Annotated in this window: 11 protein-coding genes and 2 tRNA genes; 7 read left to right on the top strand and 6 right to left on the bottom strand. The window is 63.5% G+C overall.

The features are described from left to right. Positions 1 to 1,221: 1,221 nt before the first annotated feature. Positions 1,222 to 2,097, bottom strand: a complete 876-nt coding sequence (locus ACHIRB_RS03310; RefSeq protein WP_395126528.1) for an anti-sigma-D factor RsdA — start codon at positions 2,095 to 2,097, stop codon at positions 1,222 to 1,224. Beyond that, positions 2,090 to 2,668: a sigma-70 family RNA polymerase sigma factor gene (locus ACHIRB_RS03315; protein WP_199704784.1), complete on the bottom strand. Its 579-nt coding sequence runs from the start codon at positions 2,666 to 2,668 to the stop codon at positions 2,090 to 2,092. Before ACHIRB_RS03315 ends, ACHIRB_RS03310 begins: the two co-directional genes overlap by 8 nt. A 570-nt stretch (positions 2,669 to 3,238) precedes the next feature. Between ACHIRB_RS03315 and ACHIRB_RS03320 the strand changes: the two genes are divergently transcribed. Continuing rightward, positions 3,239 to 4,189, top strand: a complete 951-nt coding sequence (locus ACHIRB_RS03320) for an alpha/beta hydrolase (protein WP_395126529.1) — start codon at positions 3,239 to 3,241, stop codon at positions 4,187 to 4,189. Between the two features lie 8 nt (positions 4,190 to 4,197). Here ACHIRB_RS03320 and ACHIRB_RS03325 read toward each other — a convergent pair whose 3' ends face one another. Continuing rightward, on the bottom strand, positions 4,198 to 5,049 hold the full coding sequence (locus ACHIRB_RS03325; protein WP_395126530.1) for a DUF1932 domain-containing protein: 852 nt from the start codon (positions 5,047 to 5,049) through the stop codon (positions 4,198 to 4,200). Continuing rightward, a complete protein-coding gene (locus ACHIRB_RS03330) occupies positions 5,049 to 5,537 on the bottom strand; it encodes a hypothetical protein (RefSeq protein ID WP_395126531.1) in 489 nt (162 codons plus the stop codon). The genes ACHIRB_RS03325 and ACHIRB_RS03330 overlap by 1 nt, the downstream gene beginning before the upstream one ends. A gap of 181 nt (positions 5,538 to 5,718) precedes the next feature. On the opposite strand from ACHIRB_RS03330, the gene ACHIRB_RS03335 reads away from it, so the two are divergent. After that, positions 5,719 to 6,708, top strand: coding sequence for an alpha/beta hydrolase (locus tag ACHIRB_RS03335; protein WP_395126532.1), 990 nt, complete (start codon positions 5,719 to 5,721; stop codon positions 6,706 to 6,708). After that, the gene (locus tag ACHIRB_RS03340) at positions 6,692 to 7,660 is read left to right on the top strand and encodes an alpha/beta hydrolase (RefSeq protein ID WP_395126533.1); all 969 of its coding nucleotides are present in this window, start codon (positions 6,692 to 6,694) and stop codon (positions 7,658 to 7,660) included. The genes ACHIRB_RS03335 and ACHIRB_RS03340 overlap by 17 nt, the downstream gene beginning before the upstream one ends. Here the strand turns inward: ACHIRB_RS03340 and ACHIRB_RS03345 are convergent. Together ACHIRB_RS03345 and hisC are read right to left on the bottom strand one after the other, a co-directional pair. After that, positions 7,654 to 9,351, bottom strand: coding sequence for a bifunctional metallophosphatase/5'-nucleotidase (locus ACHIRB_RS03345; protein ID WP_395126534.1), 1,698 nt, complete (start codon positions 9,349 to 9,351; stop codon positions 7,654 to 7,656). The two genes, ACHIRB_RS03340 and ACHIRB_RS03345, sit on opposite strands and share 7 nt — an antisense overlap. 109 nt (positions 9,352 to 9,460) lie before the next feature. Next, complete coding sequence (hisC, locus tag ACHIRB_RS03350; RefSeq protein ID WP_395126535.1) at positions 9,461 to 10,549, bottom strand: histidinol-phosphate transaminase; 1,089 nt, start codon at positions 10,547 to 10,549, stop codon at positions 9,461 to 9,463. 121 nt (positions 10,550 to 10,670) lie between these two features. On the opposite strand from hisC, the gene ACHIRB_RS03355 reads away from it, so the two are divergent. The 4 genes from ACHIRB_RS03355 to ACHIRB_RS03370 all read left to right on the top strand — a co-directional run. Further along, a complete protein-coding gene (locus ACHIRB_RS03355) occupies positions 10,671 to 11,399 on the top strand; it encodes a dienelactone hydrolase family protein (protein WP_395112990.1) in 729 nt (242 codons plus the stop codon). 97 nt (positions 11,400 to 11,496) lie between these two features. Then, positions 11,497 to 11,588: transfer RNA gene (locus ACHIRB_RS03360), tRNA-Ser, on the top strand. Positions 11,589 to 11,627: 39 nt separating this feature from the next. Then, positions 11,628 to 11,700, top strand: a tRNA-Arg gene (locus ACHIRB_RS03365). Positions 11,701 to 12,035: 335 nt separating this feature from the next. Beyond that, positions 12,036 to 12,589: Ldh family oxidoreductase (locus ACHIRB_RS03370; protein WP_395127612.1), on the top strand; the 554-nt coding region annotated here is incomplete at its 3' end.

Here is a 12,589-nt window from a genome sequence, read left to right on the forward strand (position 1 = left end):
CAGGTCACGGGCAACAAGACTCTAAAACAAGCTGGCCCCGTTTACAGGGGGCATGCCACTGGCTTGTGCGGGCTAACCCGTGGCCGAGCCACGGTCAATAGCAGACGGAGACCGTCGAAGAAGCGCCGTAATACCGCCTCCCGATTGTGGAGCGATTCGCATCTCGGCTTTGCTGCTGACTGCCAGCATTCGCTCCGATAGGCGGTCCAGAGCCTTGTCGACTCCGGTCGCGGAAGCCTGAAGGGCGACTCTCTGGGTCGTCATCGTTGACCGGAGCGCTGCAACTTCCCGTTCGAGGTTCTGCAATTCTTCGCGGATGACGCCATCTGTGACGGTCATGCGGCATTCGCGTAGAGCCTGATCAACGCCGATCAACGCATTCTCCAACTCAACAAGCGCCCCGGAATGTCTCGCCTGACCCGCGTAGTTCCAGACATCGCCAGTTCCAGGGTCAGTCAGCGGGTAGTTCTCGGTGTAACTTAGTGCCTTAACTTTTACCGGAAGCTGATTGATCGCCGCTAACGCCTGGGAGACGACGCGACGTTGCGTCCCGCGCCGAGACTCCTCGCGGCTCCACATTTCGCGTCGGTGTGTCGCTGTCTGCGTTATTGCGGCACCTACGAGGACGCCGATGAGGCCGAACCAGGGTGCGTAGCCGTTCACTCGCTCATGCTCTCATCAAAGGGGCACAGCGTGTCGTAGCAGCGTCTTGGTTGCGACACTTTACCGGTGCGAGGAGGCGTGGAGTCAGTGGCTCGTGGGTTTGATCAATTTGGGCCTTCACACCAAAGTTGCACCCAGAATCCCACCGGGCCGTTGAGTCGTGTGTCAGGCGAAATTCACTGCAATAGGCCTGCCTGTTGAGGTCACGTTGCTCGGCTTCGAGGTCTGCCCACATTTTGCCCACACTTGACAACGAAACGAACTGATCCGCAGTGAAGTGGAGTGAATTGATTCCGCAGGTGAGGCCGTATTTTAGCTACTGACCTGGTCCGTCGTAGGGGTTCAAATCCCTCCGCTTCCGCCAAAGTTTTGCGGTGTCGGGGGCACCTTCACTCCGTTCAGTGGGGTCAACGGCACCCTCATCCCGCGTGGTGCCGGAGCCAATGTCGCATCGGTCCCGCGGAGGGGTACCAATGCCACATTCGCTCCACACCGTTTTGGTCCGCCGGACGAAAGAACCCCGCCACCTTGTGTAGGTGACGGGGTTCTTCGCGAAATCTAGCCAGCCGGCGACGGCGGCGGGACTTCCCACGGTGGAGGGGGGAGCGTCGGCAGCGGTGGCAGTGTCGGCAGCGTCGGGAAATCGATCGGCGGATTCGGTGCGGGCACCGGGGTCTGCGTGGGGGTCTCCGGCGGCACCTGGCTCACCGAAGTTGCCGCATTACTCGGGTCAGCGGTCGACGTCGCGCTCGTCGCCGCCGCTGATTGAGTTGCGCTTGCCGCAACAGTTGCTTCGGCGGTGGTCGGGTTCAGCTTCTGATTCAGCTCTTGTTCGAGCCGAGTCGACCACTCCATAAGCTCGTCGTGTGCTGCGGTGTCGTTCACATCGCTGGCACGCGAGGATGCTTCCGCGAGTTGGATCTTCGCCTCGTCGGGCCGACCGGATTGAATCAGTTGCTCGGCTTCGTGCAGGTAGGTCGAGGTATCGATGTTGGCGACCGTCGAGTCGGCGGCGTCGCTGAACACGACCTGCTTCACGTTCCACAGCGGATCGCCCGGCTCGGCGTTGTAGGAAAGAACGGTCATGCCGCCGCCGACCAAGGCGACTGCCGCGGCAACACCTGCAAGCGGACGAACTATGCGGAGCACCCGTGACGAACGGTCGCGGGTGCGCTTGGCGCCGATCTCCTGATGGATCGCTGCAAGCACTTCGTCGATGTCGGGTCCTGCTGGCAGAGGCTCGTCGACGATGTCAGCGCGCCAGCTCGAAAGCAGCGCAGCAATGTCGTTGTCGTCGTCGAACGTCTCGCCGTTGACAATCGCGTCGATAAGCGCGTCGTCACGTTGGACGGCGGCGATATCAATCGGCGCTTCGACGCTCGAGGCGCCGCTCTGTGGGTCCGCACCGAAGCCGCGGTTCTTGTCCCTAGCCATTGGTTTCACCCACCGTCGCCACTCTTGTCTTGAGTTTCGCGAGCGCTCGATGTTGAGCGACACGCACCGCTCCCGCTGTGCTGCCCACCGCGGTGGCGGTTTCTTCTGCCGATAGACCCATGACGAGCCTGAGTATAAGTATTTCTCGGTGCTGTTCAGGCAGTGTGGCGAGGAGCGTGTTCATCTGTCGCGCGGCCTCTGAATCGAGAGCGTGCTGTTCGGGTCCGCTGTCGGTGGAGATGACGTCGGGGACATCTGCCATCGGGTCGGACTTGTTTCGCGATGCGCTCCTGTGAGCGTCGGCCACCTTGTGAGACGCGATGCCATAGACGAAGGCCATGAAGGGTCGACCTTGGTCCTGGTACCGCGGCAATGCTGTCATCACAGCGAGGCATACCTCCTGAGCCACATCGTCAGCGGAGAGCTGCCCACGCTCCGCCGACCCGACCCTGGCTCTGCAATAGCGCACAACCAACGGCCGGACAATCTCCAGCACTTGGGAAAGAGCGGATCGGTCGCCGTTTGCAGCTAGTGCAACTGCGGCGTCCAACTCCTCACCCGTATTAGTCATCGACAGAGTATTTCCCGGCGTTACAGTGACACGCTCATCAGACAGGCGTGCTTCCCAGAATTACGGAACGTCACTAACCATAGTCACCGCTGCGCCGCCTCCCGATCACGAACCTGCCGATACTGCGGCCGACGTAGCTCTCCGCGTCGGGTTCGATTGCGATCGAACGAATTTGGGCGTAGCTGGCAGTCGGGTCGGACTTGGCTGGGAGCGCCAGCGGTACCGCGCGACATGCCCGAAATGCCTGATCGAGACGGTCTCGACACGCGAATGTGATTCACGTAACTCGCGTGCAGCCGTTTACGAAAACGGGCATTTCGGAATGGTGCAGCGTTAACAATCCGGTCGGTATTGGCGTCGAAACCATACTTTCGGTCGTATATTGCGGACCTGATCCGGCGGCGTATGGAATTCGACCGGCACTCACGACCGACGAGGATCGACGCCTGCCCGGCCAGATCAACCAGCCGTTATCCGTCTGCTCCTCGATCGTTGTCCCAAGCAATGTTCTCCCCAACAGGTCTGGGTTAGTTTTGACGCTCCGGATGGTCGTTGGGGAGGGTTCTACGGATGCGCAGAGTGCTGTTGTTGGTCGTCGCGATGGTTGCCGGCCTGGTCGGCGCGGTGGCAACGCCGCAGGTGGCGAACGCAGCAGAGGTTGTGAACGTCGTCGGGTTGAGCCCGACGCGGACCGCCGTTTTCATCCATTCGCCAGCGATGAACCAGGTAGTCCAGGTGCAGATCCTGCATCCGGCCGGCGGCGGTTCGCGCCCGAATTACTACCTGCTGGACGGCTTGCATCCCGGGGTGAACGAGAGCACCTGGACCAACGCGACCGACGCGGAACGGTTCTTCCTCGGCAAGAACGTGAACGTGGTGATGCCGGTCGGCGGCTTCGCCAGCTACTACACCGACTGGGACCGCCCGGACCCGCGCTTCGGCAACTACAAGTGGGAAACGTTCCTGACCAGGGAGTTGCCTCCGATCATCGACGGGCAGTTCGGCGGTAACGGCGTCGACGCGATCGGCGGGCTGTCGATGGGTGGCAACAGCGCCTTCATTCTGGCGGCTCGAAATCCCTGGCTGTATCGCGCAGTCGCAGGGTTCAGCGCCTGCCCGGATACAGCTATGTCGATGCCTGCGATCGTCGCGTCCATCGCGATGCGCGGCGGCGATCCGACCAACATGTGGGGACCGATCAACGGTGCAGGCTGGCGAGATCACGACCCCGCCCTCGTCGCCGACCGCTTGCGTGGCAAGGCGCTCTACATCTCGACGGGCACCGGCCTTCCCGGCCCGCACGAGCTCGAACTCAAACCGCAGCTGGCCGAGAACATCCTGACTGGCGGACCCGTCGAGGCGATGGTCTTCGCATGCGTCGTCGGATTCGAGCAACGGTTGCGTGGCATGGGAGTCCCCGCGCACTTCGCCTACCGGCCGTTGGGTACACATTCGTGGTCGTACTGGCAGGACGACCTGCACGATTCGTGGCCGATGATCGGGTCCGCGATCGGGGCTTGAACCCGACCTCAGACCGCTCCGCCCCGCAGGCCCCAGCTGTTGGCCAGATCCACTGGATCGGCGTCGGCCATCCGCTGATACATCTGTGCGGCCGCGCGGGAGAACCCGTCGGGCAGGCCCACCGCCGCGAACGCGTCGGCTGCCTCTTCCATCTCGCCGACCCATCGCCACGCTTTGCCTGCGGCGCGGTCGTCGAGCTGCTGCAGCAATGCCGTGAGGTCCTTGCCGGTTCGTGCGAGTTCGTCGCGTAGCTCGTCCTGCACCCCGTAGGCCCGAGCGGCTTCCGCGATGGCTAGCCAGATCGTCGGCAGTGCCTTGCTCTGCGCGGCGAAGCATGCCTTCAATCCGCTCGCCGACCCGATCTCGCCGTCGAGGACCCGGGCGGTGAACGGCGAGCCGTCGAACAGCGCCGCAACGACAGGTGCCTGCTCGCCGGCCAGCCACAACACCGTGTGCCCCGGCTCCCACGCGGGTGGACCGATGATCGCCGCGTCGACGGTGCGGTCAGCCCCGAACAGGTCACCGATGCCCGCGACGGTTGCAGGCGACACAGCGTTGGCATCGACGTAGAGGGGTCGTCGATCGCGTGCGGCCTCGGCAACCTGCTCTGCAACACTGCGAGCGGCGTCCGGCGGGCACACCGAAATGATCAGGTCGGCGCGACGGACCAGCTCGGCCAGGTCGGGTACACCGACGAAATCGGCGATCTCCGCCCGCTTCGACGTGGTGACGCTGCGCCCGGCCGCTGCCCAGATCACCGCCCCGGCGACAGGCTTGAGCGCCGAACCCACGGACGCACCCATCACGCCGGGGTGCAGGATCCCGATGACGGGACGGGACGGCAGAACGATTTGGCTCACTAGACCTCGTCCGGCTCGAACTCGCGGACGTAGGTGGGTGCGGGTTCGGTCTTGGCCGTACCGTTCTTCGGCGCAGGACCGGTCTTCGACGGGGTTGATTTGCTGCCGTTCCTGGCAGGCGTTTCAGGCGGTGCCGTCGACTTGGCGGATTGCTTCGAGCCGTTCGATTGTCTTTCCGGAGACTTGGCTGCGGGCGCTTTCGGCGTTGCGCCCGCGGTAGCGGACCGGATCTCGACGACAGCCTCGACGCCGTGGTTGCCGAGTTCGTCCTGCATGATCTTGGCGGCCTTCTCGTACACGATCTTCGTGACGAGTGACGGAGCGAAATTGCCGGCGAAGCCGCCGATCCAGCTGTTAGCTGCGGCGACCTCGAGCGGATTGACGATCTCGACGGTCAGTATCCGGCCGCGGCCGACCGATCGGGCGCCGGAGAGCACTGCCTGCGTGGTGTGCGGATCGTCTCGGCTCAGCAGTCGCCGCGCGAGCACGATGAGTACGATCAGCGCCGCGAGGGTACATGTGCAGATAATGAGCAAAAGAATAAAAATTGCGATCTCCACCTCTACCGTCAGCGTTCGTGCCTTCGCACTTCCATTGTGCATATTTCCTTCTCGAACCTACCGTTTGCGTTACCGTGGTCCGGCTACGAGCCGTGAAGGAAGTACGTCGATGGGCCGGAGATTTTTCGCGACCGCCAGTCTTGCGTTGGCGCTCGTGCTCTCTGGGGGAGTTCCCTCTGCGGTCGGCGCGCCGATCCCGGCGCTGCCACGACCCGGTGGACCCGCGACCGTCGTCTCGGTCGACGAGTTGACGCCGACGCGGTCCGCATTGTTCATCGATTCGCCGGCGATGGGCAGGATTGTGCAGGTACAGGTCCTGCACCCGGCGTCGGAGGGGCCACGTCCGTCGTTCTATCTCTTGGACGGCGTCGACAGCACCGACGATGAGAGTTCGTGGACAAAGAAGACCGACATCGTCGATTTCGTTGCGGGAAAGAACGTCAACGTCGTCCTTCCGGTCGGCGGTATGGCGAGTTACTACACCGATTGGCAGAAGGCGGATCCCGCGCTCGGGGTCAATATGTGGGAGACGTTTCTCACGAAGGAACTGCCACCGATCATCGACGGAGAGATGAACGGCAACGGGGTTCGAGCGATCGGCGGGTTGTCCATGGGTGGGCAGGCGGCGCTCATCCTGACCTCGCGTAACCCCGACCTCTACCGTGGCTCCTTCGTATTCAGCGCGTGCCCCGACACAGGCTCGCCGGCGTCGCAGAACCTCGTCCGCGTGACCGTGGCGTCGAGAGGGGGCGATGCGACCAACATGTGGGGACCCGCTTCCGACCCCGACTGGCAGGCTCACGATCCGTGGACGAACGCCGAGCGGTTGCGCGGCAAGGTCCTCTACATGTCGGTCGGCAACGGAGTGCCCGGCAACAACGACTTTCAAGGCGACATCGACGCAGCGACAGTGCTGTCGGAAGGTGCTCCGCTCGAGGTCGGTGCGTTGATCTGCACAAAGGAATTCCAGAGTCGACTCGATTCGCTCGGCATCCCGGCGCAGTTCGTCTACAGGCCGATCGGAACGCACTCCTGGCCGTATTGGCAAGATGACCTGCATGATTCCTGGCCGACGATCGAGCGTGCGCTCACGAGCTAGCGCAGTAGTTGCGGTGATTGCCGCTCTCGCGATGCTGTGTTTGCCGGTGCAGCACGCGTCCGCCGCGCCGACTGCGGCCATCGATCGCGTCGAGTCCATCACCGACCGGTGGGTCCGCGTGTTCGTCGATTCGCCGGCAATGGGCTCGGTCGTCGAAGTGCAGGTCCTGCTTCCGAAGGATCGGTCGACGCCGCGCCCGACCGTCTATCTGCTGGACGGTCGTAGCGCTGACAGTTCGGGTAGCCACTGGACCGATCGAGGCGGTGCTGTGGAGTTCTTCGCCGACAAGGACGTCAACGTCGTTATGACTGTCGGCGGAACGGCAAGCTACTACACGGATTGGCAGCGTGCGGACCCGACCCTCGGGACCTACCGGTGGGAGACATTTCTGACGAAAGAGCTTCCGCCGCTGATCGATTCGGCGTTCGACGGCAACGGTCGCAACGCGGTCGCAGGCATTTCGATGGGAGCGCAGGCGGCGATGATGCTCGCTTTCAGAGCCCCGCAGGTCTATTCGGCCGTCGCGTCCTACAGCGGTTGTTATTCCACGACCGACGATCTCGGTCAGGCGCAGATGCGTCTTGTCGTCGCGAGTTTCCGCGGGGACGCCGACAACATGTTCGGTCCGCCGACCGATCCCGAGTGGGCGGCGCACGACGTGATCGGCAACGCGGACGCATTGCGTGGGAAGGCGATCTACATCTCCGCGGGAAGCGGTCTACCAGGGCCGTTCGAGAACGCCACGAACCCGGACGCCGTCAATTCCGTCATCTTCGGCGGGCCGATCGAAGCGATCACCAACCAGTGCACTCGACAACTTGCGGGCAGACTGGCCGAACTCGGCATCCCGGCGACGGTGAACCATCGGCCTGTCGGGACACATTCGTGGCCGTATTGGACGCAGGAGCTCACCAACTCGTGGCCGACGCTTGCTGCCGGATTGGGTCAGTAGCAGTCGCCGCAGGCGATTCGGTCGGTTGGCGGCGGCTCGATCGGAGAGTTGGCGCTGACGTAGTCGACAAGGGCGTCGACGTCTTTGCCGACGTCGGTGCGGTCGGTGCCGGTGGTGAATGCCGCAAAGTTGTCGCCGCCGTCGGCGAGGTATCGATTGACTGCGACGCGGTAGGTCGCGGCCGGATCCACCGGAATGCCGTCGATCGTCAGCCCGGACACCTTCGCGCCCAGCGGCGCTGAATTGCTGATCCGATAACGAAGGTTCGCCGACGGTGCGAGTATCTCCCGAGCCCCAGGCCCGTCCGTCGGTGGCCGGAACTGCTGCTCGAGAACAGAGTCCAGTTGCGCTCCGGTCATGGTCAGCACCTGCAGTTGATTGGCGAACGGCTGGACCGCGAAGATTTCGCCGAAGGTGACCGATCCTGGTATCGGCGACGTCGGTACCACGTTGAGGTCGCCTCGCAGTCCGCCGGCATTCGTCAGCGCGACGTCGGCACCGGCAGACCGGGTTGCCGCGAGATGGGAATCAGCGACGAGGTTGCCGAGCGGTGACTCACCCGTCCTGGATTCGTCGCGCACGATGTCGGCAGTGATCTGCCCGACTTGGCGGCTGGTTATGGCCGACGCCTTCTCGGTCGCGCGGTCTACCAGCGCTGACACGGTTGGGTCGGGCGTGATGTCACGGGTCACGATCTGGTTGAACGAACTCGTCCGGTCGCGCAGGACGTCACGCGTGTCCCTGTCGATGTTGATGTCGACGACGGAGACGCCTCTGCCGTTGGAAGCGCCCTGCATAAACGCGCGCGGCGAGCCCATCGGGTCGGCAACCGTGCAGTTGTACTGCCGATTGCCTGCCGCTGTGAAGATCACGTCGACCTTCGGGCTCGCCTTCTCCGCGATCGTTCGCGCTGCGCTGGTGGTGAGATTGCAGGTGTCCGGACCACCTGGACCCGATTCGTCGCCTTTGTGAAGCAGGACGGTTATTGCCTTCACGCCGAAAAAGTCGAGTAGGTCGGCGGTGCGGTCGATCGCGGTGAGTTCGTCTCCGAAGGTGAGTCCGGTTGCGCGGTCGGCAGCGATGAACTGACCGGCGTCGCGAGGCAGGACTCCGATCACTCCGACCGGTATGCCCTCGACGAAATCGACATTGAACGGCAGCGTCGCAGGGGAGCCGTTGGCGAGGGTGAGGTTGGCGGCGAGCATCGGGAACGCTGCGCCGTCGTAGGTTGTGTCGAACATGCAGCCGTCCACGGGGTGGCAGCCGCCGCGCTGCAACCGCTGCAACTCCGAAAATCCGCCGTCGAGTTCGAGATTGCCGATGCCCGAGGCGTTGACGCCCATCGAGTTCAGCAACTCGACCACAGGCTCGCCGTGAAACAGCGACGACTCCAGCGCCGACGGACCCCAACTGTCGCCAACGGAGTAGAGCAGCGAATTGGTTGCTTGACTGCGCAGTTGGCTGACGTAGGCAGCGACGTAGGCCGCGCCTCCTGCTGGGACGGGGGAGCCGTCGACCTGCTCGATGACGCCGGAACTACCGTCGGGGGGAGTCAGATTGCCCCGGAAATCGTTGAACGCAAGCAAACGGACGTCGACCGTGTCGGTCGACTGTGCGATGGCGGGCGTGGGCGCGAGCAAACCGGCGACGGTGAGGGCGCACGCGAAGACTGTCGTCAAGCGACCGAGCACACGCACCACCTTTCGCCCACCTGTCGAAGTCTGCCAAGCCGACGCTTACAGGTACTCCAAGTGCGAGTTACATTTTCGTTTCAGATCAGCGACTTGTGTCAGTCCTGTCTCAGCGGTTTGCCGACACATCGGCGAAGCGCCGGCCTGCGGCGTTGGTGGCGAACTCGAGGAATGCGTCGTTCTCGTGCGGATCGCCGACCGTGACACGGACCCCGTCGACTCCGTAGGGCCGAACCAGCACACCTGCGGCAGCGCTCGCAGCCGAAAAGTCAGCGGACTGCGACCCGAGTGGCAGCCAGACGAAGTTTGCTTCACTCGGGGGAACGTCGTACCCAGCGCCGACCAGCGCGTCGCGCACCCGGATGCGCTCGGCGACGACGGCGTCGGTGCGCTCGAGCAGTTCGGCCTGCGATTGCAGCGAGGCGATCGCAGCGGCCTGCGCGACGCGGCTGACACTGAACGGCACATGCACCTTGCCGAGATTGGCGATGACGGCAGGATCGCCGACCGCGTAGCCGACGCGGATGCTCGCCAAGCCGTATGCTTTCGAAAAGGTCCGCAGCGTAACGACATTGGGGCGGGTCCGGCCTAGCTCGACGCCGTCCGGCTGGTCGCCTTCCGGGAAGCGCTGGTATTCGAAGTACGCCTCGTCGAGCACGACGAGGATGTGCGGGGGGACTCGGTCGAGGAACGCTTCCAGCGCGCGCTGGCCGACCGCTGTTCCGGTCGGATTGTTCGGATTGCAGATGAAGATCAGCCGGGTGCGATCGGTGACGGCCGCCGCGATCGCGTCGAGGTCGTGCACGTGACCGTCGGTGAGTGGAACGGTCACCGCTGTCGCACCGACGACCTGCGTGACGATCGGATACATCTCGAACGACCGCCAGGCGTAGAGCACTTCGTCGCCAGCAACACACGTGATCTGCGCGAGTTCCTGGCAGATGGCAACGCTGCCACAGCCTGCGGAAACGCCCTCGGCGGGCACATCGAGTGCTTCGGCAAGTGCGGCAACCAGTTCGGTCGACCGATTGTCCGGGTAGCGGTTGGACAGTTCGACCGCTTCCGCGACGGCTTTGGCAACGCTCGGCAGGGGTCCGAGTGTCGTTTCGTTGCTCGCCAGCTTGTAGGCACCCGGAAAATCCCGGCCGGGAACGTAGAGGGGGATCGACGCGAGGTCCGGCCGAATTCGTGCTGTCACCAGCCAAGTATGAAGGGCGCCGCCGTGTGTGTTTCGGGCAGGCCGTTTCCGCGCGGCCCGCTTTCTTCGGCCGGCAACAGTATTTCGGGCGCGTTGTTGCGTATCGCCCTAGGCTTGTTGCATGTCGGGAATCTTCGAAGACACTGCTGTCGAGCGTACGAACGAAGGGGACGAGACCGAGTCGCCGGGGACCGTTCCGGTCAGTGCGATCGAGCCGGACGGCCGCGCTCGCGGCGGGATCGTGGTACTCCACGAGTCGAGGGACTTCACACCCGCGCTACTTGGCTTGATGCGGGCTCTCGCCGACGAAGGTTGGATTGCCGTAGCGCCGCACCTCTTCCATAGGGAACCCGACGACACGGCTGCCGAGGTGTTCGGTGACAACCTCTTCCGTGACTTCGACGCGTCCTTCGATTGGCTCAGAGCCAAGGGCGTGTTCGCGGACTGCATCGGTGTGCTCGGCTTCGACGACGCGGGCACGGCTGCCGTTCTTGTGGCGACGAACAGGCCCGTCGGCGCTGTCGTCAGTGTCGCGGCGAGGGGAATCGTCGAACCGATCACCTCGGGTGCACAGTCCTTGCTCGACGCAGTTCAGACTTTGCAGGCCCCCTGGCTAGCGCTCTACGGATTCGACGATCCGGAGACGCCGTCGGAGCATGTCGAGCGACTACGTGACGCTGTCGCCACCGCATCCGTCGCAACGAACGTCGTCAGCTATGCCGGACTCGGCCATCGGGCCGACGAGGAAACTGCGGCGGGCGACATCGGCAAAGAGTTCGAAAGCGGTGCCGACGTCCTGCTCGACGCGCAGTCCAGAATCTTCGACTGGTTCGACAGTAACCTGCGCTAGAACGCCTGTGGGCAGGCGTTTTGCGTACTGCGACGGGTCTGTGTAACCTTTCCCCTCGGCGGTTCGAAAGGACCGGCTCCTCTTCAAGGGAAGCTCGGGAGGCGTGCCAGAGCGGCCGAATGGGACTCACTGCTAATGAGTTGTCCCCTTTAAAAGGGACCGGAGGTTCAAATCCTCTCGCCTCCGCCACATCCGGTGATCGTTGCTGGACTACAACTGAATTAGCTCGCGCCCGTAGCTCAACGGATAGAGCACCTGACTACGGATCAGGAGGTTAGGGGTTCGAATCCCTTCGGGCGCACAACAAGAAACCCCCTCAGACGAGGGGGTTTCGTCTTGTTCAGCGGCGGTCTATTCCCCTCCATCGACCAACCGGACCACCGATGGGCCACGTTGGATGAGTTCGATACTGTCAACCAGTAGACATAAACTTGAGATCGGCACCCGCCTTGCGAGCGAGCGATGCGAAGGTATGCCGCAAATCGTGCGGCCGAAGCCCACGATCGAGACCTAGCGTGGCAGCGTCGAGCCCGAGGTTCTTGACCGCCTCGTTCCACTTCGCCGCCCGCCGCCAGTATCGCTGCGTTCGTCAAAGACATCCCAAAGTTCTCGGAGCCGGCCGGTCCGATGGAGATCGTGCGCGAAAGCGACGCTGCGCTGTACATCGACGCACACCGTGAGTTCGGCGTGCTTGTCGGCCGGCGAGCCACTGACCTGCTCATCCCGAAAGCCGCTGAGCAGGGCGTCTCCATGGCGTTCATCCGCGACATGAGGCACTGGCTGCGGCCTTCGACGATTGCCGAGTACCTGGCCCGGCGTGGTCTGGTTGGGGTTGTCGTGAATACGGGTGGTCCGCGAATGGTTGCGCCACCCGGTGGCGTCGAAACAGTCATCGGCACCAACCCGATCGACATCGGCATACCGGCCGGCGACGAGCCGGTAGTTGCCGACATGGCAACGTCGAAGCGAGCGTGGGGCGCGGTGCGGGAGGCACGGCGGGCGGGAGAATCGCTGCAGCGGAAGAGCTTCTACGACTCTGACGGCAACTATGCAATCGACCCCGACGATGCCTACTCGGCTGTGCCCATGGGTGACTCCAAGGGATTTGCTTTGGGCCTCCTAGCCTGCCGCTTTCACGGTAATTCCTTCGGAGTTGGTGTCGTACATGAAGAAAGGTGCTATGAGCTGGG

The sequence above is a fragment of the Antrihabitans spumae genome (genome assembly GCF_043944905.1).
Classification (GTDB): Bacteria; Actinomycetota; Actinomycetes; order Mycobacteriales; family Mycobacteriaceae; genus Antrihabitans; species Antrihabitans spumae.

Bases quoted from the DNA above. Each gene is read 5' to 3' on its own strand.
- ACHIRB_RS03315 (WP_199704784.1), bottom strand. From the start codon at position 2,668: ATGACTAATACGGGTGAGGAGTTGGACGCCGCAGTTGCACTAGCTGCA.
- ACHIRB_RS03320 (WP_395126529.1), top strand. From the start codon at position 3,239: ATGCGCAGAGTGCTGTTGTTGGTCGTCGCGATGGTTGCCGGCCTGGTC.
- ACHIRB_RS03310 (WP_395126528.1), bottom strand. From the start codon at position 2,097: ATGGCTAGGGACAAGAACCGCGGCTTCGGTGCGGACCCACAGAGCGGC.
- ACHIRB_RS03335 (WP_395126532.1), top strand. From the start codon at position 5,719: ATGGGCCGGAGATTTTTCGCGACCGCCAGTCTTGCGTTGGCGCTCGTG.
- ACHIRB_RS03355 (WP_395112990.1), top strand. From the start codon at position 10,671: ATGTCGGGAATCTTCGAAGACACTGCTGTCGAGCGTACGAACGAAGGG.